The sequence below is a fragment of the Labrenzia sp. PHM005 genome, assembly GCF_006517275.1.
GTDB lineage: Bacteria > Pseudomonadota > Alphaproteobacteria > Rhizobiales > Stappiaceae > Roseibium.
Genome location: NZ_CP041191.1, coordinates 5,749,212 through 5,774,914 on the forward strand (window position 1 = coordinate 5,749,212; position 25,703 = coordinate 5,774,914).

22 protein-coding genes are annotated in these 25,703 nt (G+C 55.1%); 7 read left to right on the forward strand and 15 right to left on the reverse strand.

Translation table 11 applies throughout. The features are described from left to right. The first annotated feature begins 54 nt into the window (after nucleotides 1-54). The 3 genes from FJ695_RS25985 to chrA all read left to right on the forward strand — a co-directional run bounded on the left by FJ695_RS25985 (nucleotide 55) and on the right by chrA (nucleotide 3,515). Nucleotides 55-1,293 (forward strand): MFS transporter, encoded by a 1,239-nt coding sequence (locus FJ695_RS25985; protein WP_141188157.1) that lies wholly within the window; start codon nucleotides 55-57, stop codon nucleotides 1,291-1,293. 138 nt (nucleotides 1,294-1,431) lie between these two features. Further along, nucleotides 1,432-2,250, forward strand: coding sequence for a sulfurtransferase/chromate resistance protein (locus tag FJ695_RS25990; RefSeq protein WP_141188158.1), 819 nt, complete (start codon nucleotides 1,432-1,434; stop codon nucleotides 2,248-2,250). Continuing rightward, nucleotides 2,247-3,515: a chromate efflux transporter gene (chrA, locus tag FJ695_RS25995; protein ID WP_141188159.1), complete on the forward strand. Its 1,269-nt coding sequence runs from the start codon at nucleotides 2,247-2,249 to the stop codon at nucleotides 3,513-3,515. The genes FJ695_RS25990 and chrA overlap by 4 nt, the downstream gene beginning before the upstream one ends. Nucleotides 3,516-3,701: 186 nt before the next feature. Here the strand turns inward: chrA and FJ695_RS26000 are convergent, their stop codons facing one another. The 8 genes from FJ695_RS26000 to FJ695_RS26035 form a co-directional block, all read right to left on the reverse strand. Further along, complete coding sequence (locus tag FJ695_RS26000) at nucleotides 3,702-4,142, reverse strand: 6,7-dimethyl-8-ribityllumazine synthase (protein ID WP_141188160.1); 441 nt, start codon at nucleotides 4,140-4,142, stop codon at nucleotides 3,702-3,704. A 60-nt stretch (nucleotides 4,143-4,202) separates the two neighbouring features. After that, nucleotides 4,203-6,290, reverse strand: a complete 2,088-nt coding sequence (gene glyS, locus FJ695_RS26005; protein ID WP_141188161.1) for a glycine--tRNA ligase subunit beta — start codon at nucleotides 6,288-6,290, stop codon at nucleotides 4,203-4,205. 155 nt (nucleotides 6,291-6,445) lie between these two features. Next, complete coding sequence (gltS, locus tag FJ695_RS26010; protein WP_141188162.1) at nucleotides 6,446-7,666, reverse strand: sodium/glutamate symporter; 1,221 nt, start codon at nucleotides 7,664-7,666, stop codon at nucleotides 6,446-6,448. Nucleotides 7,667-7,751: 85 nt separating this feature from the next. Continuing rightward, the gene (locus FJ695_RS26015; RefSeq protein WP_141188163.1) at nucleotides 7,752-9,701 is read right to left on the reverse strand and encodes a DUF2207 domain-containing protein; all 1,950 of its coding nucleotides are present in this window, start codon (nucleotides 9,699-9,701) and stop codon (nucleotides 7,752-7,754) included. Nucleotides 9,702-9,722: 21 nt separating this feature from the next. Continuing rightward, the gene (locus FJ695_RS26020; RefSeq protein WP_141188164.1) at nucleotides 9,723-10,280 is read right to left on the reverse strand and encodes a LemA family protein; all 558 of its coding nucleotides are present in this window, start codon (nucleotides 10,278-10,280) and stop codon (nucleotides 9,723-9,725) included. Between the two features lie 170 nt (nucleotides 10,281-10,450). Beyond that, nucleotides 10,451-11,416 (reverse strand): glycine--tRNA ligase subunit alpha, encoded by a 966-nt coding sequence (locus FJ695_RS26025; protein WP_141188165.1) that lies wholly within the window; start codon nucleotides 11,414-11,416, stop codon nucleotides 10,451-10,453. 210 nt (nucleotides 11,417-11,626) lie between these two features. After that, nucleotides 11,627-13,474, reverse strand: coding sequence for a bifunctional diguanylate cyclase/phosphodiesterase (locus FJ695_RS26030; protein WP_141188166.1), 1,848 nt, complete (start codon nucleotides 13,472-13,474; stop codon nucleotides 11,627-11,629). A gap of 18 nt (nucleotides 13,475-13,492) precedes the next feature. Continuing rightward, entirely contained in the window at nucleotides 13,493-14,356 is an 864-nt protein-coding gene (locus tag FJ695_RS26035; RefSeq protein ID WP_141188167.1) for a PstS family phosphate ABC transporter substrate-binding protein, read from the reverse strand. Nucleotides 14,357-14,898: 542 nt separating this feature from the next. On the opposite strand from FJ695_RS26035, the gene FJ695_RS26040 reads away from it, so the two are divergent. Both FJ695_RS26040 and FJ695_RS26045 read left to right on the forward strand, forming a co-directional pair. Continuing rightward, nucleotides 14,899-15,351, forward strand: a complete 453-nt coding sequence (locus FJ695_RS26040; protein ID WP_209010821.1) for a GNAT family N-acetyltransferase — start codon at nucleotides 14,899-14,901, stop codon at nucleotides 15,349-15,351. 274 nt (nucleotides 15,352-15,625) lie between these two features. Then, complete coding sequence (locus FJ695_RS26045; RefSeq protein ID WP_141188168.1) at nucleotides 15,626-16,015, forward strand: VOC family protein; 390 nt, start codon at nucleotides 15,626-15,628, stop codon at nucleotides 16,013-16,015. A 391-nt stretch (nucleotides 16,016-16,406) separates the two neighbouring features. Here FJ695_RS26045 and FJ695_RS26050 read toward each other — a convergent pair whose 3' ends face one another. The 4 genes from FJ695_RS26050 to FJ695_RS26065 form a co-directional block, all read right to left on the reverse strand. Further along, complete coding sequence (locus tag FJ695_RS26050) at nucleotides 16,407-17,141, reverse strand: ABC transporter substrate-binding protein (RefSeq protein ID WP_168206492.1); 735 nt, start codon at nucleotides 17,139-17,141, stop codon at nucleotides 16,407-16,409. A gap of 518 nt (nucleotides 17,142-17,659) precedes the next feature. Further along, complete coding sequence (locus FJ695_RS26055) at nucleotides 17,660-17,893, reverse strand: hypothetical protein (protein WP_141188170.1); 234 nt, start codon at nucleotides 17,891-17,893, stop codon at nucleotides 17,660-17,662. Between the two features lie 204 nt (nucleotides 17,894-18,097). Next, nucleotides 18,098-19,519 carry a phosphatidylserine decarboxylase family protein gene (locus FJ695_RS26060; RefSeq protein ID WP_141188171.1) on the reverse strand — a complete coding sequence of 474 codons (1,422 nt, stop codon included), beginning with the start codon at nucleotides 19,517-19,519 and terminating at the stop codon, nucleotides 18,098-18,100. A gap of 233 nt (nucleotides 19,520-19,752) precedes the next feature. Continuing rightward, the gene (locus tag FJ695_RS26065; RefSeq protein ID WP_141188172.1) at nucleotides 19,753-20,700 is read right to left on the reverse strand and encodes a helix-turn-helix domain-containing protein; all 948 of its coding nucleotides are present in this window, start codon (nucleotides 20,698-20,700) and stop codon (nucleotides 19,753-19,755) included. 137 nt (nucleotides 20,701-20,837) lie between these two features. Here FJ695_RS26065 and FJ695_RS26070 point away from each other — a divergent pair, with 137 nt between their 5' ends. Further along, nucleotides 20,838-22,112, forward strand: a complete 1,275-nt coding sequence (locus FJ695_RS26070; RefSeq protein WP_168206493.1) for an arginase family protein — start codon at nucleotides 20,838-20,840, stop codon at nucleotides 22,110-22,112. Between the two features lie 321 nt (nucleotides 22,113-22,433). Continuing rightward, the gene (locus tag FJ695_RS26075) at nucleotides 22,434-23,837 is read left to right on the forward strand and encodes an MATE family efflux transporter (RefSeq protein WP_141188174.1); all 1,404 of its coding nucleotides are present in this window, start codon (nucleotides 22,434-22,436) and stop codon (nucleotides 23,835-23,837) included. A 35-nt stretch (nucleotides 23,838-23,872) separates the two neighbouring features. On the opposite strand, the gene FJ695_RS26080 is transcribed toward FJ695_RS26075, so the two are convergent. The 3 genes from FJ695_RS26080 to FJ695_RS26090 all read right to left on the reverse strand — a co-directional run bounded on the left by FJ695_RS26080 (nucleotide 23,873) and on the right by FJ695_RS26090 (nucleotide 25,696). Next, nucleotides 23,873-24,058 (reverse strand): hypothetical protein, encoded by a 186-nt coding sequence (locus tag FJ695_RS26080; protein ID WP_141188175.1) that lies wholly within the window; start codon nucleotides 24,056-24,058, stop codon nucleotides 23,873-23,875. Between the two features lie 48 nt (nucleotides 24,059-24,106). Continuing rightward, nucleotides 24,107-24,964 (reverse strand): S49 family peptidase, encoded by an 858-nt coding sequence (locus FJ695_RS26085; RefSeq protein ID WP_141188176.1) that lies wholly within the window; start codon nucleotides 24,962-24,964, stop codon nucleotides 24,107-24,109. Nucleotides 24,965-25,051: 87 nt separating this feature from the next. Continuing rightward, nucleotides 25,052-25,696, reverse strand: coding sequence for a PilZ domain-containing protein (locus tag FJ695_RS26090; RefSeq protein ID WP_141188177.1), 645 nt, complete (start codon nucleotides 25,694-25,696; stop codon nucleotides 25,052-25,054). Nucleotides 25,697-25,703: the final 7 nt, after the last annotated feature.

The following is a 25,703-nucleotide window of genomic DNA, read 5'->3' on the forward strand; positions in this document are numbered from 1 at the left end:
GGCTGATCGAATTTGGCGGACTACTCTATCGTAAATTCACGATACGAGGTTTTGATGTCGACAGCATCTTCTCAGGCCCGCACCGGCCCCAACATTCCTTTGGTAATTGCCTGCGGCTGCCTGATTGCGCTGATTTCCTTCGGGCCGCGCTCTGCGATGGGCCTGTTCTTCCAGCCGATGACGGAAGCCCGCGACTGGAGCCGGGAGATTTTCGCTCTCGCCATTGCGATCCAGAACCTCGTCTGGGGCATTGGCCAGCCGATCGCCGGCATGATGGCCGACCGCTTCGGAACCTGGAAGACGATGGCATTGGGCACAGCCCTTTATGTGGCCGGGCTGCTGATGATGGTCGACGCAGAGAGCGCTGTTGCGCTTCACGTTTCGGCTGGTCTTCTGATCGGATTGGGCATCGCCTTTTCATCATTTTCGCTGGTGTTGGCCTCATTCGGCCGTACGGTTTCTCCGGAACAGCGCTCACTCGCCTTCGGCATCGGCACGGCGTCCGGATCCCTCGGCCAGTTCCTGTTTGCCCCGCTCGGCGGCGCATTGATCGCCGGGATCGGCTGGCAGCAAACCCTGATCGTCTTTGCCGGTCTGGCCGCGGTGATTCCGTTGTTGGCGATCGCCTTGAAGGGCAAAGCTGACCAGACCGCTTCTACCGCACAGCCTACCGCTGATCAGAGTTTGACGGCTGCCATGGCGGAAGCCTTTGGCACCCGCGGTTTCATTTTGCTCACCATCGGCTTTTTTGTCTGCGGCTTCCATGTGGCCTTCATCACGGTGCATCTGCCGCCTTACATCGCCGATCTTGGACTTGATCCGGCCTGGGGCGCGACAGCCATCGCCTTGATCGGCCTGTGCAACATCGTCGGCTCGCTGGCGTCGGGATATATCGGCGGGCGCTACTCCAAACCGATCTTTCTGTCGCTGATTTATCTGGCGCGTGCGGTCGTTATTTTCGGTTTTATCATGCTGCCGGTGACCCCACTGACGGTGCTGATTTTCTCCGGGCTGATGGGCCTCTTGTGGCTGTCGACCGTCCCGCCGACCTCCGGCCTGGTTGCAGTCATGTTCGGCCCGCGTTACATGGCGACCCTCTTCGGTTTCGTTTTCTTGTCCCACCAGGTCGGCTCGTTCCTCGGCGTCTGGCTCGGTGGCAAGCTCTACGATGAAACCGGCTCTTATGACGCCATCTGGTGGATGGGCATCGCACTCGGCATCGCCGCCGCCATCATCCACTGGCCGATCCAGGAAAAGCCGGTTCCAAGGCTGGCCCAACAAGCTGCCGAGTGATGTAAAATCCCTGGCGCCGTGGATTGACATAGGTTCTCGTTCTTTTGCATAGTCCGCCGCAAGGGGTAGCTGCGATGTCCCCGTGAGGCGTCAGCTCAAAGTTCGCGTTCATTCAATCCATGACTCTATGGAGAACGCATGCCTGCGCCAAATCAAATCACGCCACTTCAACTCAGCCGCCTCATTGGGACACCTGAATGTCCTGTGCTTGTCGATGTCCGGATCGACGAAGATTATCAGGAAGACCCGTATCTTATTCCCGGCTCATTCCGGCATTCCTACCTGGATATCGACGGTCTTGCCGCAAAAATTGGCGGGCAAAAATGCGTTGTTATCTGCCAGAAGGGCAAAAAGCTCAGTGAAGGCGTCTCAGCCTGGCTTCGCCACGAAGGGCTCGACGCGGAAGTCTTGCAGGGCGGTGTTTTCGGCTGGCGGGATGCCAATTTGCCCCGGCTTGATTGCAAACACCTGCCCAACCCGGATGCCCAGGGACGAACGGTCTGGGTAACAAGGCTGCGTCCAAAAGTCGACCGGATTGCCTGCCCCTGGCTCATCCGTCGCTTTATTGATCCATACGCCGTCTTTTTGTTCACCGCCAAACAGGAAGTTCCGGCCGTCGTTGAACGTTTTGATGCAACCCCGTTTGACCTCGAAGATGTCTTTTGGTCCCACAGGGGTGAAAAATGCACATTTGATACAATGGTCGAAGAGTTTGGCCTTACCTTTGAACCGCTCCTCCATCTGGCCCGGGTTGTTCGTGGAGCTGATACGGAACGGCTTGATCTGGAACCTCAGTGTTCCGGCCTTCTTGCAGCCTCCCTCGGCCTGTCGCGCATGTACCGCGATGATCTAGCGCTTCTGGACGCGGCGATGCCACTCTACGATGCCTTTTACCGGTGGAGCCGGGACGCGCGCGAGGAAACCCACGACTGGCCAGCAGATCGTGGCACAAAATGACACTTGAAAAGCCTACAATTTCCGAGGCCGCAAAAGGCTGGCTGAAAATCGGTTTTCTTTCGTTCGGCGGCCCTGCTGCGCAGATCGCCCTGATGCACAAGGTTCTTGTCGATGACAAGAAGTGGCTGACTGAGAAGACTTATCTCAACGCATTGAGTTTCTGCATGCTGTTGCCGGGACCAGAAGCTATGCAGCTGGCGGCCTGGTCGGGATGGCGGTTGCACGGCATTTGGGGTGGACTGATTGCCGGAATGAGTTTCATATTGCCCGGAGCAATTGTCGTTCTGGCGCTCGCCGCTCTTTATGCAACTTTCGGCACCGCACCACTGGTGACAGCCCTGTTCATGGGGATCAAGGCGGCGGTAATTGTGATCGTTTTGGAAGCGCTGCTGAAAGTCTCAAAACGCGCGCTCAAAAGGCGGGATCACTGGGTTCTCGCCGGTCTTGCCTTTACCGCAATCTTTTTTGTCGGGCTTCCCTTTCCGGCAATCATTATTGCCGCAGCGGTCTACGGCTATCTCACAAGCCGTGGGACCACCGCATACCCAGAAGATGCCGCACCGGCTCCCTTGACAAGAACCATGCAGACAGCCGCTTTCTGGCTCACCTTGTGGCTAGCGCCGCTCGGTTTCCTGTGGCTCTCCCTCGGGTCGAACCACCTACTGGTTGAGATCGGTTTTCTGTTTTCCAAACTGGCTGTTGTGACGTTCGGCGGCGCTTACGCTGTCCTGACTTATCTCAGCCAGGAAGTGGTCATCAACCGAGCCTGGCTAACACCGAATGAAATGATAGATGCGCTCGGCCTTGCGGAAACCACTCCAGGCCCACTCATATTGGTCACAGAATTTGTCGCATATCTTGCCGGGGCCAAGGCCGGCGGGTTCACGGCAGGGCTGGCAGCTGCAGCGGTCGGGCTATGGGCAACATTTGTTCCGTGCTTTTTGTGGGTTTTCACCGGCGCTCCCTTTATTGACCGTCTTGACCGCTCTCCCAAATTAAGCGGCGCCCTAATGGCCATCACCGCGACTGTGGTTGGTGTTATCCTCAATCTGGGTCTCTGGTTCGCCCTTCACAGCCTGTTCGGATCGGTCAGCCAGAAAACCGTTGGACCGTTTGTCCTTTGGGTCCCGGAACTTATCAGTTTTGATTGGCGGGCGATGGCCCTCACCCTGCTGGCAGGCATTCTTTTGCTCCGCTTTCACATCGGCTTGTTTTGGCTGCTTGCCATCATGAGCGTAAGCGGTTGGGCAATTAGCCAGATTTGATTGCCTCTGGAATGTTTCGGGAAACACTTGAAACACACTCTATCTTCTAGCGCGTTGACTTTTTTGAACCGGCCAACTTTGGGTAATTCAAATACTCCGGCAACGCGTTAAGCGGAAAAAGGCCGGACAGGCGCCTCTGTCCGGCCTTTCTCATTTCATGGCATAGAGCTTCGCCGCTCCAGCCGATCAGCCCCTCAGGCTCGCCCGGGTTTTGCCGATCATCAGCGCCGCTTCGGCTGCTTCCCGGCCTTTTTCAACGAAGTGGTCCTTGTAGATCCCGATGTGGTGCTCGGTCGGCTGGAAATGGTGTGGTGTCAGAGAGACCGACAGCACCGGAACATTGCTATCCAGACCCGCTTGCATCAGACCGCTGACGACAGCCTGCGCCACAAAGTCATGCCGGTAGATGCCGCCATCGACCACCAATGCGGCCGCTACGACGGCGGCATATTTTCCGCTGTTGGCCAAATCCCGGGCCAGAAGCGGCATTTCGAAGGCGCCCGGCACTGTAAATACATCGACTTGGTCAGACGGGATGGTTTCACAAAACCCGTCCAGCGCGCGGTCGACAATTTCGGAATGCCAGTTGGCCTTGATGAAGGCGTAGCGGGTCGGTGTTGCAGTCACGTCAGTTTCCTTTGGGCAACGAATTTGTATGGGCCATCTATTGTGGCCCGATGAGAAGGCTTAACCGGCCACTTTTGAGAAATCGGCGACCACATGGGTCGCGTCGCGGATTTCGGCCAGCAGCTGCAGGCGGTTCATGCGCAGCGCCGGGTCGTCGGCGTTGACCAGAATGTCCTCAAAGAACGTGTCGACCGGTGCGCGCAGCTTCGACAAGGCTTCCATCGCGCCTTCAAAGTTTTCTTCCCTAACCGCATCGGCGGCGTCCGCCCGGGCAGTATCGATGGCGGAAGCCAGATCGATCTCGGCTTGCTCCTGCAGATGATCCGCGTGCGGCTTGCCGGTAACCGGTTTGCCGTCCTTTTTCTCTTCCGCCTTCAGGATGTTGACAGCGCGTTTGTAGCCCGCAAGCAGGTTGGTGCCGTCGTCTGAGGAAACAAAGGTGCCAAGAGCTTCCACCCGCTTGACCACCATCAGAAGATCGTCCTGGTCGTCCAATGCAAAGACCGCGTCGATCAGATCGTGGCGCGCGCCTTCGTCCTTCAGATGAACCTTCAGTCGGTCCGCAAGGAACGACAAGAGATCGGCAACAAGAGCCTCAGCATTGTCTGTCTTTGCTGACTGAGCGTTCAGTGCCGACAGGATCAACTCACCCAATTTCAGGCGCAGATTGTTTTCCAAAACAATGCGGATGACACCAAGCGCAGCACGGCGGAGCGCATAAGGATCCTTGGAGCCGGTCGGCTTTTCGTCAATCGCCCAGAAGCCTGCAAGCAGATCGAGCTTTTCAGCCAGGGCGGCAGAAACCGCGACCGGATCGGCCGGCACGCTGTCTGATGGGCCCTGCGGCTTGTAGTGCTCTTCGACCGCTGTTGCGACGGACACATCTTCACCCTGTGCCGTTGCATAATACCGGCCCATCAGGCCCTGCAGTTCCGGGAACTCAAAGACCATCGCAGAAACAAGATCGGCCTTGGCAAGTTCTGCCCCGCGCTTGGCTTTTTCTTCGTCCGCTCCAACCAGCGGTGCGAGTTCGGCAGAGAGCGCGATCAGACGCTGAACCCGTTCGCCGACGCTGCCGAGTTTTTCGTGGAACTTCACGTCCGACAGCTTCGGCAAATTGTCGGTAAGTTTGGTCTTCAGATCGCTCTGCCAGAAGAACTGCGCGTCCGAAAGGCGCGCGCGGATCACCTTCTCATTGCCTGCGATGATCAGCTTGCCATCGTCCGGAGCCACGATGTTGGAGATCAGGACGAACTTGTTGGCGAGTTTTCCGGTTTTCGGGTCCTTCAACACGAAGCATTTCTGGTTGACCTTGATGGTCAGCTGAATGCACTCGTCCGGAATTTCCAGGAAGGATTCGTCAAAGGAGCCGGTCAGAACCACCGGCCATTCAACCAGGCCAGCGACTTCTTCCAGAAGGCCCGGATCTTCCACCAGTTCCAGCCCGAGCGCCAGCGCCCGGTCCTTGGCATCGGCCAGAATGATCTCCTTCCGGCGGTCGGCGTCGAGCACGACTTTATGCTTTTCAAGGCCGGTCGCGTAATCATCAAAGCGGCGGACTTCAAAGGCGGTGTCGGCCAGGAAGCGGTGGCCGCGTGTGGTCTTGCCGGATTGAATGCCGTCAAACTCGAACGGTACGATCTCCGGCTCTTCGGTTTCCGGGCCGAAGGTTGCGATGATCGAATGCAGCGGGCGCACCCAGCGGGTCGACGTTGTGCCCCATTTCATCGACTTCGGCCACGGGAAATTGCGCAGGATACCCGGCATGAATTCGCCGATGATATCGATGGCAGACCTGCCCGGCTTTTCGATCACGGCCACATAAAAGTCGCCCTTTTTCGGGTCGGTCTGGATCGTGGCATCATCGATGGAGGCAAGCCCTGCGCCGCGCAAAAACCCTTCAACCGCCTTTTCCGGCGCGCCAACGCGCGGGCCTTTCCGCTCTTCACGGGTAGCGGCAGAGCCAGCGGGCACACCGGCGACATGCAAAGCCAGGCGGCGCGGCGTTGCAAAGGCTTTGGCGCCTTCATACGGCAAACCGGCATCCACCAGGGCATTGGTCACAAGCGTTTTCAGGTCCTCGGCCGCTTTGCGCTGCATGCGGGCCGGAATTTCTTCGCTGAACAGCTCAAGCAGAAGATCGGGCATAGGGTCAAAAGCCTTCGGTCAAGGCGGCGAAGAGCCACCAGAAATCAGTTGTGCGTCGGTTAGCAAGTCAGCCGCGACTTGTCACCCCCTGATACCGCTATGCGGCATGGGAACAAGCCTCTGCATTGCAAAGAAACAACAGCCGCGACGGCCCACTACCCGCCCAAGAAGAAAGTGATGATCACCGCGTTGGCCAGATCGACGAAGAAGGCCGAGACCAGCGGCAGGATCAGGAAGGCCTGCATGGCCGGGCCGTATTGCTTGGTCACTGCCGTCATATTGGCAATGGCCGTTGGCGTGGCGCCCAGCGAAAAGCCTGCAAAACCAGCGCCCAGAACGGCGGCATTATAGTCGCGCCCCATCACGGGGAAGAGCACAAAGATAATGAACAGACCAGCGCCGACAATCTGAGCCGCCAGGATCAGCATCATCGGCCCGGCAAGACCGGCAATGGTCCAGAGCTGCAGGCTCATCAAGGACATGGTCAGGAAGATACCAAGCGCCAGATCAGACAAAACCGCCAAGGACCGGGAGCGGGCGGGCCAGGTCATCTTCTTGAAAATCACCGGAACAGTGTTGGACAAAATAATGCCGCAGAACAGGCAACACACAAAGACCGGCAGGTCCAATTCAAAGCCGTAAACAAGAGCTTCTTGCAGAGCCACTCCCAAGGCGATGGCGATATTCAAGACGAGAAGCGAGCGCATCAATCCTGTGTGTGTCACGTTGGTGTCGTCTTCTTCTGCCGTTTCGATCCCGATCACCGGACCTTCATCCGGCCGGTCCGGATCCGGCTTGGCCCCTTTCACCTGGATCAGATAGTTGCCGATCGGACCGCCCAGCAAACTGGCGGCGATCAGACCAAGGGTTGCGGTGGCCGCGCCGATCTCAACAGCGCCGATAACATTGTATTGTTCAACCAGCCGCGGGCCCCAGGCGATCGCCGTGCCGTGTCCGCCGACCAGGGAAATCGTGCCGCCCAGAAGCCCAAATCCAACGGGCAACCCCATGGCGACGGCAATGCCGGTGCCAATGAGGTTCTGAAAGATCATGTAACCAACGGTGAGCACCAGCAGGATCGCCAAGGGCTTGCCGCCTTTGGCCAGATCAGAAAAGCGCGCATTGAGGCCGATGGCCGTGAAGAAACAGTAGAGAAGATAATCCCGGGCGCCGAGAGAGAAGCTGATTTCCTTGTCGAAAACGCCGTAGGCGATGAGTGCCAGCGTGGCGACCATCAGGCCGCCGGACACCGGCTCCGGGATGTTGTAATGGCGCAGGAACGCGATTTTCTTGTTGAGGCGAACGCCCAGAAAATAAACGAGAATTGCCACATTGAAGCTGACAAATTCATCCAGCGTTAGCACGTCGCCATTCATGTTTGAAGAGTCCCCTGTTTGCCCAGGAGAGACCCTAGCGAAGAATACTTAGGATTGCCAGTTAGCACCTTTCGCAGCTGGTGTGCTACCAGCCACCGCCACCACCACCGCCGCCGCCGCCGCCAGAGGAACCTCCACCGGAGGAACCGGAGCTGGAGCTGTCGGAAACGGGGAGCGAAGACTGGAACGAGCCGGCCATCGCGCTGGCGGTCGAGCGGACGCTGCGGCTGATGTCGCGGCTGTCGAAATCCCGGCCGCGATACCAGTGCGGATGATACTCCCTCTCCGCGCGGGTGGCGGTCGTAAGCCAACTCTCAAAGCTTTCCGCCCAGGGCTTCTCAACACCCAGGGAGACCGCATAGGGAAGCAGTTTTTCAAAATGAACGACGCTCATTTCCGGCACGCCGGACATGTTCAAACGCTCTTTTTCCGCGACAGACAGATAAAGCTTCAAGCCTTCGATTTCATCCATGACTTCCCGGCCATGGACCGTTGGGATGTCGATGTACATCGCATAGAAAATGAACATGACCAGAAGCGCGCCCAGGAACAACGGCAGCATCGGAATGAAGACTGGCGTATCTTCAATCAGGGCCATGAGCCAGGCGGAGCCATAAAGACCTGCGCCGCCAATCAGCGCAAACGCGACCCAAAAGACAACCTTACCCAACAAACCATCATGGTCGTCTTTGACCATTACATAAACTACATACGCCAATCCGTAAGAAATTGCGGTTGCGAAGATGGCAAAAAAGCCAAACAGAAATGACAGCAGATATTGCTGATCGCTCAACTCACCGAAATAGAACAAAGCTATGCCGGCCAATACGCTCAAGACAAAGCCGATCAGGATGTAGAAACCATTCGCCCGGAAATAGACGCCTTTGTATTCGTCATTGATGGCCGCGCGGAAATTCTCACCCAGCATCCGGATCGTTTCTCCGTTGCTCTTGCTGAGCTTCAAGGAGCTGCCGCGACCGCGCAAGAACTGATCAAGCACGGCTTCACCCTTTGGCAGCGTGTCCTCTGCGCCGGATACGTCATTTGCCGACAGCACAAGCTTTTTTCCGTCCTTATCGAGTGTCAACCGCCCCTTATTGGCCAGGCTGAGACAAGCAGCCGAAAGGGCAATCCAACCCATGCCGGAAAGGCCGCGGAAAAGGATGTAGTTGGCAAGCGCAGGCGAAATCCCATCGGGGGCTTTGAAACGCGGAAAAATGACGCCTTTCTTCGGATCTCGGCCAACGAGAAACCATGTGATCAAATAATAGAGTGCAAGGATCAGAACGGCAGCGCTTCCAACAACAAAGATCCGCTGGTCTTGAAACCACTGCTGCCACTTTTCCGCAGAACTGGGTTCGGCCACACCCCCCTTGGTAAATCCGGTCGCGACGGTCAGACCTTCTCCGGCGAACAGCGGCCTCGTTGTCGTGACAGTGACCTCTCGCCCGTCCTCGCTGGTTTGAATGTTATGGTCGCTGCCACTATCACCAAACAGACCGGTATAGGCTGCGCTTTGGGTTGCTCTGGCGCCAATCGGCAATGTGACCCGGGCGACCGCCTTATCAATCGGAAAAATCCACTCGTTGCCGGTGACATTCCAATAAACCTCGTCATACCCATCGAAGAACCGGACCTGCCGGCCCATACGATAGGTGATCGTGTAGGTGTATATGCCAGAGGGTAAGAAAACATCCTCGCGGCCTATATAGATGCGCACACCGCGCCCATTCTGGCGGGTAAACTTGTTCTCCCGCTGACCGTCCCTCAAGACGTCAAGCAGTTCAAAGGGAACGTCATGCTCCCAGCCGCCTGCGCTTTTTGCGCGCAGCGGGATGTCGCGAAAAATGCCGCGTTTGATCTCCTGGCCCTCGGCCCGCACCGTGATGGTTTCGGTCACGATCAGCGACCCGTCTTGCTGGACGTCGATGTCGGAAACGAACTTCAAGATACGCTCGTCAGACACCGCGCCGCTGACAGTGACCACCCACAGGATAGCGGCCAGAGCCGCGATCAGGATCTGGTTCAACCTCATGATCTGTTCTCCGGCCTAAACTTAAAACTTAACCTCAGGAACGGCGCGCTCGGCCGCATCCTCGATTTCAAAGTACTCCGCCTTGGTGAAACCGAATTGACCCGCAATCAGATTGGACGGGAAGCTTTCAACCGCGACATTCAACCCGCGCACCGCACCGTTGTAATAGCGCCGGGCCATCTGAATGGCATTTTCGATTTCATCGAGGGAATTGTGCAGGTCGGAGAAGTTCTGGCTGGCTTTCAGGTCTGGATAGCTTTCAGCAACCGCAAACAGCCGGCCCAGCGCCTGGCTCAGTTCGCCTTCCACCCGCGCCCGGCCAACAATGTCGCTTCCAGAAACGGAGGCTGCATCCGTGCGCAGCCGGGTGACGGTTTCCAGCGCATCCTTCTCATGAGACGCATAGGCTTTCACGGTTTCAACAAGGTTCGGAATGAGGTTGGAGCGGCGCTTGAGCTGCACATCAATGCCGCTCCAGCCTTCCTCGACCATCTGCCGCTTTTTCACCAGCGCGTTGTAAAGCAGGATCGCGAAAACCGAGAGCGCGATCAGAACGGCAAAAATAATCCACGTGGCCATGAAACCCTCCGAAACCAATGAAACGGAGGCTATCCGGACTTCTGCCAATTGTCATCGGCAAGAGCCCGCAAACGGCGGCAAAACCGGCAAACTGTGTTCCAGACCACATTTTGGGCGTTCGAAAACACGTTTGCCGGGGTTAAGTCTTTGAATCTGCGTTAGGCGCGACCTTATTCAGCCGCCTGATTGTGATAGCCGACACCGCCGGCTTCCGTTTCCAGGAAGGCCGCACCGCAGGCTTTGGCAAGTTCGCGCACGCGCAAGATGTAGCTCTGACGCTCAGTTACAGAAATCACACCGCGCGCATCCAGCAAGTTGAAGGCATGGCTGGCCTTGATGCACTGGTCATAGGCCGGCAGCACTACCTGGTGGACAGCATAGCCGTTGTCATCACGCGCCTTGGCGCCGGCGTCCAGAATGGCGCGGCATTCTTCTTCCGCATCCTTGAAATGCTGGAACAGGGTTTCGGTGTTGGCGTGCTCGAAGTTGTAGCGGGAGTATTCCTGTTCGGCCTGCAGGAAAACATCGCCATAGGTGATTTTCTCAGCACCTTCCTGGCCGTTGTAGTTCAGGTCATAGACGTTATCGACACCCTGAATGTACATCGCGAGGCGCTCCAGGCCATAGGTCAGCTCACCGGAGACCGGCGAACATTCAAAACCGGCCACCTGCTGAAAATAGGTGAACTGGGATACTTCCATGCCGTCGCACCAGCATTCCCAGCCAAGACCCCAAGCGCCGAGGGTCGGGCTTTCCCAGTCGTCTTCGACAAAACGGATGTCGTGGACTTTCGGGTCGAGGCCGATCGCATAAAGCGAGTTCAGATACAGTTCCTGAAGGTTCGCCGGCGACGGCTTCAAGAGCACCTGGAACTGGTAATAGTGTTGCAGACGGTTCGGGTTTTCGCCATAGCGGCCATCGGTCGGACGACGGGACGGCTGAACGTAAGCGGCTTTCCATGGGCGCGGCCCAAGGGAACGCAGGGTCGTCGCCGGGTGGAAGGTGCCAGCGCCGACTTCCATGTCGTAGGGCTGCAGAACCACACAGCCCTGGTCGGCCCAATAGCGCTGCAGCGTCAGGATCAGACCTTGGAAAGAGTTTTCAGGGCGCATATGCGCCGGAACGTCGCTCGACATGGATTTTGTTCCTGGGAACCGGGATCGTTTCAAATGCAGTGAGGCCCCGCCTCACCCGTTGGCGCGACAGGTGCCATGAGGGCGGCAGAAGGTCAAGGCCCGGATATCGGTTGCGGCGGCTGCGCCTTGCCGGGATGACAGCACCGCCTGCAAGCAATTTCGGACCGCTATTCCCTTTGGCTCATTTTTCAACACACAGGCGCTACGAAACTAGGACCCAGCGCTAACCGCCCATTTTTCGATCTCGTCTGATGTTTGGTCGTTTGCCATCACCTGAAGGATTTGCCCGAACAACATCGGCCGGCCAAAATAATAACCTTGAACATCAACATTGCCTTCCTTCTGAATGAGCATCAATTGCTGTTCCGTTTCCACACCTTCAGCGACAATTTTCATACCCAGCGCATCGCTCATTGCAATGATCGCCTTCACGATTGCATCGGCTTCCCGCGAAGCGCCGATATCCTTGATAAAGGCCCGGTCTATCTTGATCTTGTCAAAAGGGAATTGCCGCAAGTACCCCAGGCTGGAATAGCCGGTACCAAAATCATCCATGGCAATGCCGACGCCCAGTCTTTGCAAGTCACACAAGGTCTGGACGGCCGTGTCGACATCGTCGATCAGGACCTTTTCCGTAATCTCAAACTCCAGACGGCTGCCGTCCAATTTGTAGGCGGTCAGTCTTTCCTGCACAAAGTCTGTGAGACCCTGCCAGCGGAACAGATTTGGGGACACATTCACCGCGATCTGCAATTGGTCTAGCAACGTGGCATGCCGGCAGGCGGTCTCCAGCACCCATTTGCTAACTGGAATGATCAGATCCGTACTTTCGGCAATCGAAATACACTGCTGCGTGCCGATGTTCGTGAGGAAGGTGTCATCAAAGCGCAGCAACGCTTCAGCACCGACCAGCCGTCTTGATTTGGCATCAAACTGCGGCTGGTAATAGAGCTGGAACCTGTCGTCGGTCAGTGCGCTGCGCAAAGCGCGTTCCACCAACCGGGTTTGTTTTTGTTGAAATTCCATTTCCTCGCGGAACATCCGGCAGATGCCGCGGCCTTCGTTCTTGGCCCGGTAAAGGGCCAAATCGGCCCCGCGCATAATCCGTATCGGATCGAACTCCTCCGGCTCTCGCGCGACAGATATGCCGATGCTCGCGCCGATGGTCGCAACCTGACCGGACACGACATAGGGTTTGGAAACTTCCTCAATAAGATGTTTGGCCCGCTCGATGAGGGAGTTTTCATCCACCGGCCTTTGCACAAGAACCACAAACTCATCTCCGCCAATGCGCGCCGGAAGATCCGATTTTGGAATGTTTGCCTTCAACCGGCCAGCAACTTCGATGAGCAATTGATCTCCAGCTGCATGGCCCAGGCTGTCGTTCACATCTTTGAACCGGTCAAGGTCGAGCGTGAACACCGCAACAGGCGACTTCCTTGCTCGGCTTTTCTCCAATGTTGATGTCAGCCGGTCATCGAATTGGGTCCGATTGGCAAGCCCTGTGAGGCTGTCATGGGTTGCCAGATACGCGATCTCGTTCAGCGATTCTTTCATCAGTCGGAGCGGGAGGACTTTCAAGAACCAGAACAGTATGAGTGCCAATACCGACGACAACGCAGCTGTCAGGATCGCCTTCAAATAGACGAATTTCAAAGAGTGCGTAATCGACAGCTTGCCAACTTCATGTGCATAGTCGTCGAGGGATTTCTCCACCATCAGCACAGGCCAGACAAACACCGGTTCGGTTTCGGGATATTGCGCCACCACGCTGCCCGACGTTTCTGTCACTCTTAAGAAATGGAGTTGATCTCGCTTTTTGGTTCTGGAGAGGATTTCAGAGATTCGGATGTCGTTAAACGTCCAGTATTCCGGATCCAGATTAATGATTTCCCGGACGAAACTGCCTTTGAGCTCCAATTCGCCGAGCAACTCGGCTTCCAGACGTGTATACCCTGCATAAAACACACCCGCAGGCGGGAGGACCGCCACAATGAGTGTGAAGGCGATCGAAACCCACCTCGCTAGAGATATGAAAACCGACCATTCCTTTTGCATGCAGGAAGCACTCCGCTCCTATTGGTTGGCCTCAGAAAGAACAGCAAGAAAACCATTTTTCTCCAACACTTCGGCTCCCTTGGCAGAGCGTACGAAGTCGCAAAAAGCAGTTACTGCCGGATCAGCCTGCCCCATCAAGACGAGACGCAGTGTTTTAACGTAAGGATAGTCGCCTGCTTTCAGATCGGCCAAAACGTCGTTCCGGCCCTGAAATGTTAGGTGTTTCAATTTGCGTTTTTCAGACAGGATCTGACCGTACGAAGCAAATCCAAGTGACCCGGACACATTTTCAAGGGCTTCGGCGTTCTGCTGGTCGTTTGTTGCCACAAACGCCTTATCCTGGCTGACCATATCAACGATCCCCTGATCGATTTCAGCGGACAGGCCCCTTAAGAATTTGGTGTCGGATTCCTTGAGTGGCCGCATCACGACACGAACCGGCATTCCATCAGGCCACGTTGCCGATTGACCGGAATACACCTTTGTCAAAAGCTCAAGATTTACCGCGTCAACCGGATTTTCTGCCTGTGTCAGAAACACCATCGGAGTTTTGGCAATCTCATATGAGATTGCACCGGCGGCGATCTCTTTGTCCTTTAGAGCCCGTGCGCTGACTGAAAAACTGAGTTTGCCTTTGAGGACCGCCTTAATTCCACCACCGGACCCCAGGCTGGGCACAACCTTTATCTTTTCACTAGGAGCCTGTTGGCTATAGGCCTCGGCCAGCAGCCGGATGATCTCCAGACCAGACCCGGTTCCTCCGGCAATCAGTGTTTCAGACGGTTCCGCATTCCCGGTATTCGGCGAAGAAAACAACAAGGCAGACCATAGCCCGGCTGCGGCGAGCCAACGAAATCTGGAAAACTGGAAAGTCCGTCGCATTTGCCCCCCTCAGACTTCGCCCGCCCTAAAACTCGGAATTGGCGGTCGAGACACTTAATGTCGATTTTGGCGCAAATGTAATTCAACCTCGCTAATCAATAATATAAAAGTTTAAATATGGAAATTCTCACAATACATTGTCATTCATGCGCGAAATACTATTGTTAATTCTCACTATTTAACCAAAGGGAAGATCGCACACACTCCGATCAAAGTGTCTTTTTTGAAGAGCTGTGGCACCAAACCATAGGCACAGCATTTGCCAAACTCCTCCTAGCGTCATTTAAGACGAGAAGAGTGGGATCGGGTCATCGGCGCCAAGTGGTCTCCAGCTGTTTTGACATCAACAAACGACATCGCCGGATCCACGCGCCTGTAGAGAAAACAAAAATCCCCAACTGACAAGCGAAGGCGCCCAAAAACGGTCACAGGTTTCGAAACACCATCCGCAATCCCCTGTCAGTGTGGACGTATGAAAGAAAAACTGTCTAACTGATGACAAATCCGATTTACTCTGGCCCCTCCCGGTATCTCACTTCCCAATGCCACTAGCCCCAATCAGTATCACCCTTGCCCCGGCTGTACTGTCTGATGGCGATCAGCTTGCAGACCTTCGTGTCAGAGCGATGAGGCCAAGCTTGGAAGCAATCGGCAGGTTTGATCCTATCCGGGCCAGAACGCGTTTCCTGTCAAACTATTCGCCATCCGACACTCAGAAAATCCTGCTTAACAGCGAACTTGCGGGATTTCTTGTTGTCCGCGAGAACCCGGATCACCTTTACCTGGATCATTTTTACATTCGTCAGGAGGTCCAGGGACGGGGAAGCGGCCGGCACGTCCTGAGTGAAGTCAAAGCCAGAGCCCAAAAGTCCGGCTGTCCTATCCGCCTGATTGCGTTGGCCGGCAGTCCGGCAAACGCCTTTTATCTCTCGAACGGATTTGAAGCTGTCGGCAGAGATGATGTCGACGTTCAATACCAATGGATTTCTGACTGACCTCGATCGGGTGGACTGCAGCACGCCCTGTCCTCACCTCCGTCATGACTTGACTTGATCATGGCATCCCTTTCGTCGCCATACCCATCGCACGGCCCTTGAAATTGCGCGTAAGCCCTAAGGATCTTCGGGTCATGCCCGCTTCATCCAAAGATGAGCTGATAAGGCGCAGGCCTAGAAACAGACCGGGAATATCAAGGGTTGCGCTGTGGCTAACAACATGCAATGTTCTTTTTATGTTTCTTATATGTTCCCCATTTAGACGAGGCGTGCAATGTCCTTAAATTATGTAATGATCGGTTCTAATGATGTAACGAAGGCACGGGCTTATTTTGATGCCGTCTTACCACTCATTGGTGGAACGGTGGTGATGGAATTCATGCCGAATGGGGTTTGCTATGGTCTGCGTGGCGGCGGGCGGATTTGGGTAACACCGCCGTTTAACAAGGAAGCGGCAACGCCAGGCAATGGTAATATGGTCGGGTTGCTCTGCGAAAATGAGACCGAAGTGCAGGCAGCTCATGCAGCGGCGCTTTCTGCCGGTGGCACCGATGAAGGGGAGCCGGGTCCGCGCCCGCAATATGGGCCTGATTTTTACGGAGCCTATGTCCGTGATCTTGATGGCAACAAGATGAGCTTCGTCTATTTTGGCGGTGCGGATTGATCGTTGGCGATGGCATTCGGCGCGGCCCAAGATTAGATTGCCTCGCCGTTTCGCTGCGCGCAGGGGATATGGCCGTTTGGGGCGAAGGGTAGCTTCACTGCTTAAACTGCAACGGCAATCAGTGGAGCGACCGCTGCAGAGTCACAAGTCGTCGGCTCAGCGGCTATTTGCGCCAAAGGGTGAGGCCTCGCCTCACCTGTTGGCACGACAGGTACCAAGAAGGCGGGCCAAGAACAAAACCCTGGGAAATGAACGACTGGTTCTGATCTTCTTTAGGCCCTAAATCAACATCCGTGCCGATTGCCGCAAATGTCCGGATCGAGCCCATCAGAGACTTTCATGCTGATGCGCTGAACTCGAAATTCAAGTGGATTCGGGATAGTCGCAGCGGTCACGATTTGGGAGGTTGCTCGGGCCCGGAGGGTTTGTTGTAAAACTCGTCTTTGATACGTTCAATATCGCCAGACGCCAACATGTCTCGAAACTCCGATTTCACTATCGGAATCAAGTTGCTATGCTTTCTATGCAGGTAGTGATAAAATGGAACAGTGCGTAAAGGCGCTCCGACACGCTGAATACAACCCTGTTCATTTTGATCGGAGTAAAGGTGCAGAGCTATCCGTGGGGCGATCACTGCATCTAAACGGCCCAGCTTGAGCATTCCGAACAATTCGGGTTGAGTTTCCCCTAGCCAAACATTTTCGTAGTCATCGGTGAATGTCGCCAGCAGTCTTGCGCCATTCAGCCTACCCCACCGCAACTCTGACGGCTTTTTGCTCTCCAGGATGTGCGGGTCACAAGAATACACCAACACATCGATCGTCATGATTGGAACGTCGATCCGATGGAGTTCCGGAAATACCTTTTCGAATACGCGCGGCGCGGCAATCTCTCCATCCGCCTGCCCCGCCGAAGCCATGGCAATAGACCGGGCCCTGGGCATTTTTTGAATGACTATGGGTATACCGAGCCTGTTATATGCTGCTGTGACGATTTCGACGGCAAGCTGAAGCGGCGCCGCATTTTGGCCCATCAACAGCAAAAGCGGGTCTTTAGCAACAACTCGAGAGGGAAACAGCCCCAGCACCAATATGCTAACCAGTAGAGTATTCAAAAGCGTACGCATTCGCACCTCTGCCTTGGTCCGCTCTGTTATTGGCACCTTAGGGATGAACAGATAGTCGACGTCCCGATACATAATAGTATACTGCGAGGAATGTCGTTCGGATTAGACTTTTTGGGGCTCAAATTGATTACTCTGGAACAAACTTTAGTGTACGATCACCACACACAGCGATCCGCATCCGCACACTGAAAACCCGCTTTGGGCCGTCTTTGCCAATTGTTCAAAAGGTTAGAAAGTCCGGCCAACGGCCATCCGTTCCAACTGCACCGAATGACCGGTCTCCGCCCTCATCTGGGAGTACCGTTTGAGGCATTGGGTTAATCTGGGCATGATGCATTTTGACCGACAGACTGACCTTGCGATGTAAAGCGTGCCAAAAGCACAGCTGATCGGAAGGATATTAAACGGCATGGATCCCCGGATCGGTGTCCGGGGCAGGCTCCCGGATCGGCGTCCGGGGCAAGCATCTGGATCAAGTCCGGTGATGGCGGCGGAGGTTTGCCCGTGGCTGCCACCCCTCAATGCATGCTGAGGAGCACTTCAATGTCGTGTTGCGAGAGCGGAGCCAGAAGAGCCTTTTCTTCAACATGCAAATTGGGATCGCTTTCAAGATGCGCCATGATTTGCACCGCAACTTCACTGGTCGGCTGATAATAAAGATCCGGATTTTCCTTGCTCAAATCGTCCAGAAGCCGTGTGATCAGCTTCCTGCGTTTTTCAGCATCCAGTTCACTGCGTTTATCCTGTAACACTGTTTTTTCTTCCAATTCAGATTCAGAACGACGCTCTTAACGAGTATAGCACGTAATTTCACAGCACTGAAAGTATCCCCAGCCAAAGAGAAAACCCTTTCATCAAATCCAGAGGCAGCCGGGGCTACGACGAGACTGTGGCCCCTCCCCGGTTCACCGGGGAAAGGCCATACGTTTCTTTATCTAATGCTCTGACTGGTCCGCTTACTGGCCATCGGGCGGAGATTGCGGCGGCAACACCGGCTCGACGCTGCAATCATTGCCTCCACCAAAGCAGCCATACCGTTCCCCCTGAAGCGATGGCACATAATTGACGCCTGCCCCCGGCGCCGGTTCACGCATATGCGGAACGGTCAGCTGAAAATCCGCCTCTTCCTGGAAAATCACCACAAAATCCGAGCCGCCGAAGGCGAAGTTGGCAAACTCCCAGCCCTTTTCGGCCATAGCCCCTTCCTGAACCCAATCGCGCGGCTGGATGGCACTCACCTGGGCCATGCCCATCGGCGAAATCACCACCACACCATGATCTTCGGTTTCAATGCCGATCACCATGCGGGTCTGACCGAATTGCCAGTCAGCGGTGTCCTGCGGGTCATAATAGGCAATCCCACCCGGTTCCACGGCTTCCTTCCAGCCGGATTTCAGCCGCACCGCGGACTGCAGATGCTTCATATAGATCAGCTTGCCGGCCACCGGCACATGCAGGCGGTGATAATTGTTCACATTGAGGAACTGATGGGTCCAGGTGCCGCCATCAAAGATACTGGGATCAATGGAGCCGAACTCGGCAATCACCTTTTCGTCCGGCTCGCCGGTGATGAAGGTGTGCACATCGCTGTAAAGCTTGCCTTTGATCAGCTGGCCGGCCTGGCTGACCGTGTCATAATCGGTGATCAGCTTGCCGTTGTTGCTGATTGCCCACCAACCGGCAGAGTTGGAATCGCCGATGGAGACCACTGTATTGGGGTCTTTGTAACCCTGCACGGGCCGAGACCCGGTTGGAAACTGCGTGGCGCAGAGCTCGCGCACAAAGAAATCCTGGAAGGTGGTGTAGCCGCCTGCCGGAGGGCAATACCAATCGCCAAAGTTGGGGTCGGACGTGAAGTCCGGCACATGCGCCGCCGATGCTGGCGTTTCCAGATAGTCACCCCAGGATTGGGCGATAGTGCGCATCCAGTTGGAAAAGGTCTCATTTTCAAACTGCAGCTGACCACGCGGGTCTGTTGTTAATTGCCGGTCGACCAGGAAATAGCTGTAAGACAGCATGTCCAGGATGTTCCAGTTACAGTAGTTTTTGCCGTCCATGCTGACGCGGATAGCACCGTTATGGACATTCGTATCGATGTTCTGCGGATTATAGGTCACCAGCGCATCAACAAAGTCATAATAGTCATTGAGGCTCGCCACTGGATTGGTGTTCGGGTCATCATTGACCCGTTGGCCAAGCTCAATTGACTGCACCAGTGACTTGCGCAGGTTCATGTCTTCCTCAACCAGATTGATCAAGGCCTGGGTCGCCGGCTGGCGATCGACCGGTGGGCAGTCTTTCGCCAGGGCCACGCCACTGCCGAGAAGGGCCAGGCTCACGCCGGCAACAGCAGCACATGTGAGGGAATTCTGTTTCATCAATTCCTCCAACGTCGTTCACAACTTACTTAAGTGATTATTTTTATTATTAAATATTACGATATCACAATTTAAAGTTGCTGTTAAGCGAATTTGCCACTGAAATATTTTTTGGCCGAAATTGTCGGGTGGAATATCGTGCGGATACGCCAACGCTAGGCGAGTCTTGCCAAGCGCATCTGCGTCCAGGTCATGGAAAAAGCAGCGAATGAATTTGGAGATAGCGTTCGGTGTCAGACAGACCGTCTCAAAGTTTCACTTGGCGTTTCGCCGAAATGGGTCTTGTAAAGACCCGCCACACGGCCCAGCTGAGTGAACCCATGGGCGTGGGCCAGCTCGGTCACGGTACAGTCGTCCTTGTGCAATCGTTTCAGCTCGCGCCGCAGCGCATGAAGACGGCGCAGCTCGAAATACCGGCGTGGCCCAATCCCCAAAGTTGACTGAAAGGCATAATAAAGCTTGCGCTTCGACATCCCAAGCTGTCCGGCCAGGGTATCGATATCGTCCTGTCCGTCGTCTTCGCCCAGTTCAAATACGGTTTCGGCAGACCGGACGATTTTGTGCTGTCGGGAGGCTGGAATTGCGGACACGCTCACAGACTGAGCTTCCATCCAAGGCATCAAGACTTCTGATAGAACCTCCAGGACATGGTCCCGCCACATGCGTTTTTGATTGCGGAATTCGGGACTGTCTGAGATCCCCTGCAAACGCAACCACCGGCTTGCTCTCTGGCAGACTTTCGTGAGCCGGTTCAAACGTTCACCTGGAACGCGCCTTAACGGCGCCCCGCGTGGGGTCCATCCAAGCACGTCAACGAGATCTTCTGACACGGAAATCTCAAGGCTTAGAAGCGGGCCATGCAACAGGTAGTCGGTCTCTTGTCCCGGGTGCCAGACAAGCGCGTCTTTCGGCCCAACTTCGAGGCCGGAACTTAGAACGGCTCCCTCGCTCTCGATCATGTAACCAATATGAAGGCCATCTCCTTCCAGAACATCGCGCCAAAGCTGGCGCCCCTCGCTGCGGACCCAGTTCAAGGTGACACCTTCAAAATCCTCCGCACGTAGTTCGAAGTTAAGAGGTCCGGCTGTGAGCTGTGTCAGGGAAGGGCTAATGCCCATGGTTTCAAACCAGAACATTTCGATTTCATCAAAGGTTTCGAAACGCACGCAGTCTGAATTCATTGCCCCGTCCGCAATAAGAAAATTGATAAATCTTGCACGATCTGAACAGCCCCTCGTTTTGAATAATGGCAGTGTTTCATCTCCGGTCAAGGACCTGTGCCCTTGCGTCAGAGCTCGTTGTTTTTGGGAGGCTTGAAATGAATTTCAGGAAATTGGGACTGTCCGCATTGCTGGCGTGCGGCTTGATGGCAACATTGGCGACGGTCGGTCATGCTCAAATGCTCAAGGACATCGCCAAAGCTGGGCCTAACGAGAACATCGGGCCAATGCCGCACGAAGTCCCGGGCGATCCGACCAAAATGAACATCAAGCAGGACAAGTCGACCAACATCTGGCGAGAAGAACGCGAACCGTCAGGGCGGCCGGCCGGCCCGATGGACGTCCAGCGTTATCAATTGCAAATGGAGCCGGTTGGTATCCAGACGTTTTTCAAACTGCCTGTGGCCCTCACCCCGGAGGATCTCAAGGCCGGAGAGATTGACATTGCAATCTTCGGGGCACCGACCGGGGCGTTGCCCCATTCGGCCGGCAACATGTGGGCGCCTGCCGAAGTTCGCACGACTCGCGATTATGGCGGTTATGGTGACCCGAAATTCCCGCTGAGCTGGGTGGAATATGAAACCTTGCTGGCACCGTTTACGATCCTCAATGCGGTCGATTACGGCGATGCCGGGCTGAACGCCTACAATCAGGCTGAAACGCTTAAGGAAATCCGCCGAATGACACGCGATATCGCTTCGGTCGGGGCTATTCCATTCATTGTCGGTGGTGACCACTCCGTTCCCAACGGCACGTTCCGCGGCATTGTCGATGTTTACGGCAAAAACAACGTCGCTTTTGTTCACTTTGACGTCCACCTCGACCGCGATTCCGGCATGGGCAAATTCGGCGCCTATTATCATTCCGGCAGCTTCATGAACCGGGCTGTCTCTGAAGGCATGGTCGAGGGTAAGCATGTCATCCAATACGGGATGGCGACACCGGTTTTTGGTCCAGAAGAGTGGGATCAAGTCGCTGCAGAAGGCGGTAAAGTCTATCACATTCACGAAATCCGCCGGGATGGAGTCGAAGAGACTTTCGACAAGATCTACAATGACTTGAAAGACATCGATCTTGTCTATGTGTCCTTCGATATCGATACCTTTGATATGAGTTATGCTCCAGGGACCGGATCATCTTCACCCATCGGATCGCATCCGGAAGATCTGTTCCCAATGCTGCGCCAATTTGCAGCGACCAAAACGATCGTCGGCGTCGACTTTGTGGAGTTCAATCCGTTTTATGACAACAAAGGCCAGCAGACAGCCAGGTTGGTCCGCCGGACGATGTTCCAATTCCTCACCGGCATCGCAATGAAAAAGGCAGGCATGGAACCGGATTACATTCATCCGCGCGTTTCTGGAGAGCCTTGAGCAACCAGAACCCTTCTGCCTGACATGATAAGCCCCGGAGACGTATGATGTCTCCGGGGTTTTCTTCTTGTTCAGAACTCCCGGCCCTGTCGGCTCGGCGCAATGCTTTGCTGCTTTGACAAGGACTGCGAACGGCGATACCTCTTCCCGCGGGCCCAGCCCCCGCCTCCCGCAGACACTTGTCCTGGTGAAGATCTGGAATTTTTCGATCATCTGTTCCGCCACACATTTCGTGACGGAAGCAATGCGGGTCCTTCCTGAGAGCCAGTCACTCTTCGTTTGAACTGCTCTTAATTCGAAATGATTGATATGGAGAGCAGAATGTCGACCGACACTGTTCAAGACAATTTTTTTGTCAAAAGTCCCCTTGGGCCGCTTCTGGCCAAAACCGCCTTGCCGATCATCTTTGTCATGAGCATGAACGGCCTCCTGACGGTCGTGGATGCGATCTTTCTTGGGATTTACGTCGGGCCTGATGCGCTGAGCGCAGTGACCTTGATGTTTCCCGCCAGCATGCTGATCATCGCTTTAGCGACCCTTGTCTCAAACGGCATGTCGAGTGTGCTGGCCCGTCATCTGGGCGCTAGCCGGTTCACAGATGCGCAGGCGATCTACGCTGGCGCGCACGGTCTCGCCCTGGCGATCAGCTTGCTGCTCATCATCCTCTTCTTCAGTTTCGGCCAGCCTTTGGCGTTGATCGCGGCAAATGGCAGCCTACCGATCGCCGAGATGGGCCACACCTACATGCAGATCAGCATTGTGTGGGCCCCGGTTTTCTTTGTGCTTGCCGTCAATTCCGATGCACTTCGCAACGAGGGCATGGTCGGCTTCATGGCCGCCTCGAGCCTGCTGGTATCCTTGTCGAATATCGGGTTCAATTATGTCCTGATTGTCCTGTTGGGGCTCGGTGTCGCGGGTTCGGCCTATGGAACCGTGTGCGCCCAGGTGCTCTCGCTGACCATCATGATGGTCTATAGGGTTATGAAACAAACACATCTCCCACCAAGTGTATTGTTTCACAATCGCCTGATCTACGGGTGGCGGGAGATGCTGGCGCTTGGGGCGCCGCAAAGCCTGAATTTTCTAGGGTTTTCTCTTGGTACCGCCGCCACCATTGCGGCCCTGCAATGGATCCAGGCAGTTAACTACGAGGCGACCATTGCGGCCTACGGTATTTTGACCCGGATCATGACCTTCATCATCTTGCCGCACATCGGCTTGTCGAAGGCGCTGCAATCGATCATTGGCAACAATTACGGTGCTCGGCTATGGGCCCGATCAAATGGCAGTCTGCAACTCGGTATAGCCGTATCTCTGGCCTACTGCCTGGGAATGCAGACTTTTGTGAATGTTTTTGCACTCTGGATCGCCGGCTTGTTCACCGCTGACGCCCTTGTTCAAAGTGAAATCACTCGGATTCTGCCAGTCATGACGGCTTTGTTTTTTGCGGCCGGCCCCTTGATGATCATCGCAACATATTTTCAGGCGATCGGAGACGCCAGCCGAGCGGCGATCCTCAGCTTGATCAAGCCGTATCTGTTCCTGATCCCTTTGATCTTTGGAATGGCTGCGGTTGCGGGAGAACCGGGCATCTGGCTGGCGGGACCAGCCTCAGAGCTGATGCTCCTCGTGCTGACAGTCGTCGTACTTGCGATCACCGCACGAAAAAACGACTTGAAATATGGGCTCTTTATGTCCCGGCAATATCAGCCGGCTCAAAGCTGAGCAGAAAACACACGACTAATACAAAAAAGCCGGCCTCAGGATTGGGGCCGGTATTTACCGCTCGTAGGATCAAAAACAAGCTTCTCGCCGCGGCCCGCAGGATCGGCCTTGGCGGCCGCCTTTGAAATGTGATTTTCCACTTCAGCCATTTTCCGCTTGATCCGCTGCACGATCCAATACCCGCCAACGGCAAGGGCGGCGGCACCTATCAACTCTGTCATTTGACGTCCCCTGTTCCTGTTTTCACACAAACCCCGCAATACGTCTTTTTAAAGACCGAAGCGCTGCCACATCAGCCGTTCTTCGGCCGCGGAAATAAGTTCATTGCCAAGCCCAGTGGTCAATGCCGACGGCTCAATGCCAACACCCACAGCTGCCTTGCGTCCAAACATGCCCCGCGGCGCAGAAATCAGTTTCGCTTCCGCCTTCTCGCCGTAGCGCTTTTTCAAGACACCGCGCAGATCTCCGATGGAATCCACAAGACCAAGGTTCATCGCACTGGTGCCGGTCCAGAACTTTCCGGTAAACAGATCCGGATCATCCGACAGAACATCGGCACGCCGGGATTTAACCATGTCTATAAACGTGTCATGGATCTCTTGCTGTAGAGTTTTCAAATACTCAATGTCTTCAGTCACTTCCGGCTGGAAGGGATCCAGCGTGACCTTTTTCTCGCCCGCCGTATAGACCCGGCGTTCGACGCCGATCTTCTTGATCATTTCGGTAAACCCGAAGCCGGCAGCAACAACGCCAATGGACCCCACCACAGAAGACGGATCGACAATAATCTCATCGCCGGCAAGCGCAATCATGTAACCACCGCTGGCGGCCACATCTTCCACGAAAACAAGGACGTCTTTTTCGTTTTCCTTGGCAAGATCCCGGATCCGCTGAAAGATCAGCCGCGACTGGACCGGAGAGCCGCCCGGCGAATTCACAATCAGTGCCACGGCCGGCGCCTTTTTCATGGAAAAGGCCTTTTCCAGCGGCAACGCGGCCGTTGCCAACGTCAGGCCAGGCCGCAGCGGGCTGGACATGCCAATCGCCCCCTGAAGGCGGACAACCGGGATGATCGGAGCATCATTTTTTAAAAAACCGGGCAGAAGGCGGCGCAAGAAAGACAGCACGTAGAATTTTCCCAAGAATTCGGAATGGTCTCCGAGATATAGGGGGTACCTCGGGATATGCCAATGCCGCTCATGCGCCTCTGTGGCTCAGTGCCCTCTTTTCAGACCAAAAGGAGAGCTCTTTTGGGCCTTCATGACCCGTTGACCGTTCTCAAGCCGACCTTTTTTATGAGGTACTGGCGGTTTGATTTTCTCTGCTGCCATGAATTCAGTTTTCCCACTGAACTGCCACATCATCTTGACCCCAGCATAATTGCCGGACCGCCACATAATGCATCCGCGAACGGGTAAATCCATGCCCGGTATTTTCAAAATGATTGAATCTGACAGGAATTCCAGATGCTCACAATGAAGCCGGCACCCTGAGAGGCTGGCATCGACAATCTTGCACTTCAGAAATTTCGTCTTCTCGCTCGCCGACACATTTGCCGCAATTGAAACCGGCCGGCGCCGCTCTTTCCGCTTTTCACAGGCAACGTCATCTTGAAATTCAAAGGCAACTCGAACTTCCTCTGGTCGAACTTCGCGGATCCGGCCCTTGATCATCTTATCGACCCCGGCCAAACGGAGACCGATCAGTTTGTCCAATTCGGAATGCTTCGTGGATAAGACCCGGCAACCGGAACTATTAATGCTGGTTGCAACAGCTTCCTCGCAGTCCAGTGTCTCAAAATCGAGGACCAGAACCAAGATATTAGAGTCCCCGGAGTATTTCTCCACGATTTCCTTCAAATCAGAT

Coding starts and splice junctions, on each gene's coding strand:
- FJ695_RS26020 (WP_141188164.1), bottom strand. CDS start 10,280: ATGGCCACGTGGATTATTTTTGCCGTTCTGATCGCGCTCTCGGTTTTC.
- FJ695_RS26050 (WP_168206492.1), bottom strand. CDS start 17,141: ATGCGTACGCTTTTGAATACTCTACTGGTTAGCATATTGGTGCTGGGG.
- FJ695_RS26045 (WP_141188168.1), top strand. CDS start 15,626: ATGTCCTTAAATTATGTAATGATCGGTTCTAATGATGTAACGAAGGCA.
- FJ695_RS25990 (WP_141188158.1), top strand. CDS start 1,432: ATGCCTGCGCCAAATCAAATCACGCCACTTCAACTCAGCCGCCTCATT.
- FJ695_RS26080 (WP_141188175.1), bottom strand. CDS start 24,058: ATGACAGAGTTGATAGGTGCCGCCGCCCTTGCCGTTGGCGGGTATTGG.
- FJ695_RS26075 (WP_141188174.1), top strand. CDS start 22,434: ATGTCGACCGACACTGTTCAAGACAATTTTTTTGTCAAAAGTCCCCTT.
- FJ695_RS25985 (WP_141188157.1), top strand. CDS start 55: ATGTCGACAGCATCTTCTCAGGCCCGCACCGGCCCCAACATTCCTTTG.
- FJ695_RS26030 (WP_141188166.1), bottom strand. CDS start 13,474: ATGCAAAAGGAATGGTCGGTTTTCATATCTCTAGCGAGGTGGGTTTCG.
- FJ695_RS26035 (WP_141188167.1), bottom strand. CDS start 14,356: ATGCGACGGACTTTCCAGTTTTCCAGATTTCGTTGGCTCGCCGCAGCC.
- FJ695_RS26040 (WP_209010821.1), top strand. CDS start 14,899: ATGCCACTAGCCCCAATCAGTATCACCCTTGCCCCGGCTGTACTGTCT.
- FJ695_RS26060 (WP_141188171.1), bottom strand. CDS start 19,519: ATGAAACAGAATTCCCTCACATGTGCTGCTGTTGCCGGCGTGAGCCTG.
- FJ695_RS26070 (WP_168206493.1), top strand. CDS start 20,838: ATGAATTTCAGGAAATTGGGACTGTCCGCATTGCTGGCGTGCGGCTTG.
- chrA (WP_141188159.1), top strand. CDS start 2,247: ATGACACTTGAAAAGCCTACAATTTCCGAGGCCGCAAAAGGCTGGCTG.
- glyS (WP_141188161.1), bottom strand. CDS start 6,290: ATGCCCGATCTTCTGCTTGAGCTGTTCAGCGAAGAAATTCCGGCCCGC.
- FJ695_RS26025 (WP_141188165.1), bottom strand. CDS start 11,416: ATGTCGAGCGACGTTCCGGCGCATATGCGCCCTGAAAACTCTTTCCAA.
- FJ695_RS26065 (WP_141188172.1), bottom strand. CDS start 20,700: ATGAATTCAGACTGCGTGCGTTTCGAAACCTTTGATGAAATCGAAATG.
- FJ695_RS26015 (WP_141188163.1), bottom strand. CDS start 9,701: ATGAGGTTGAACCAGATCCTGATCGCGGCTCTGGCCGCTATCCTGTGG.
- gltS (WP_141188162.1), bottom strand. CDS start 7,666: ATGAATGGCGACGTGCTAACGCTGGATGAATTTGTCAGCTTCAATGTG.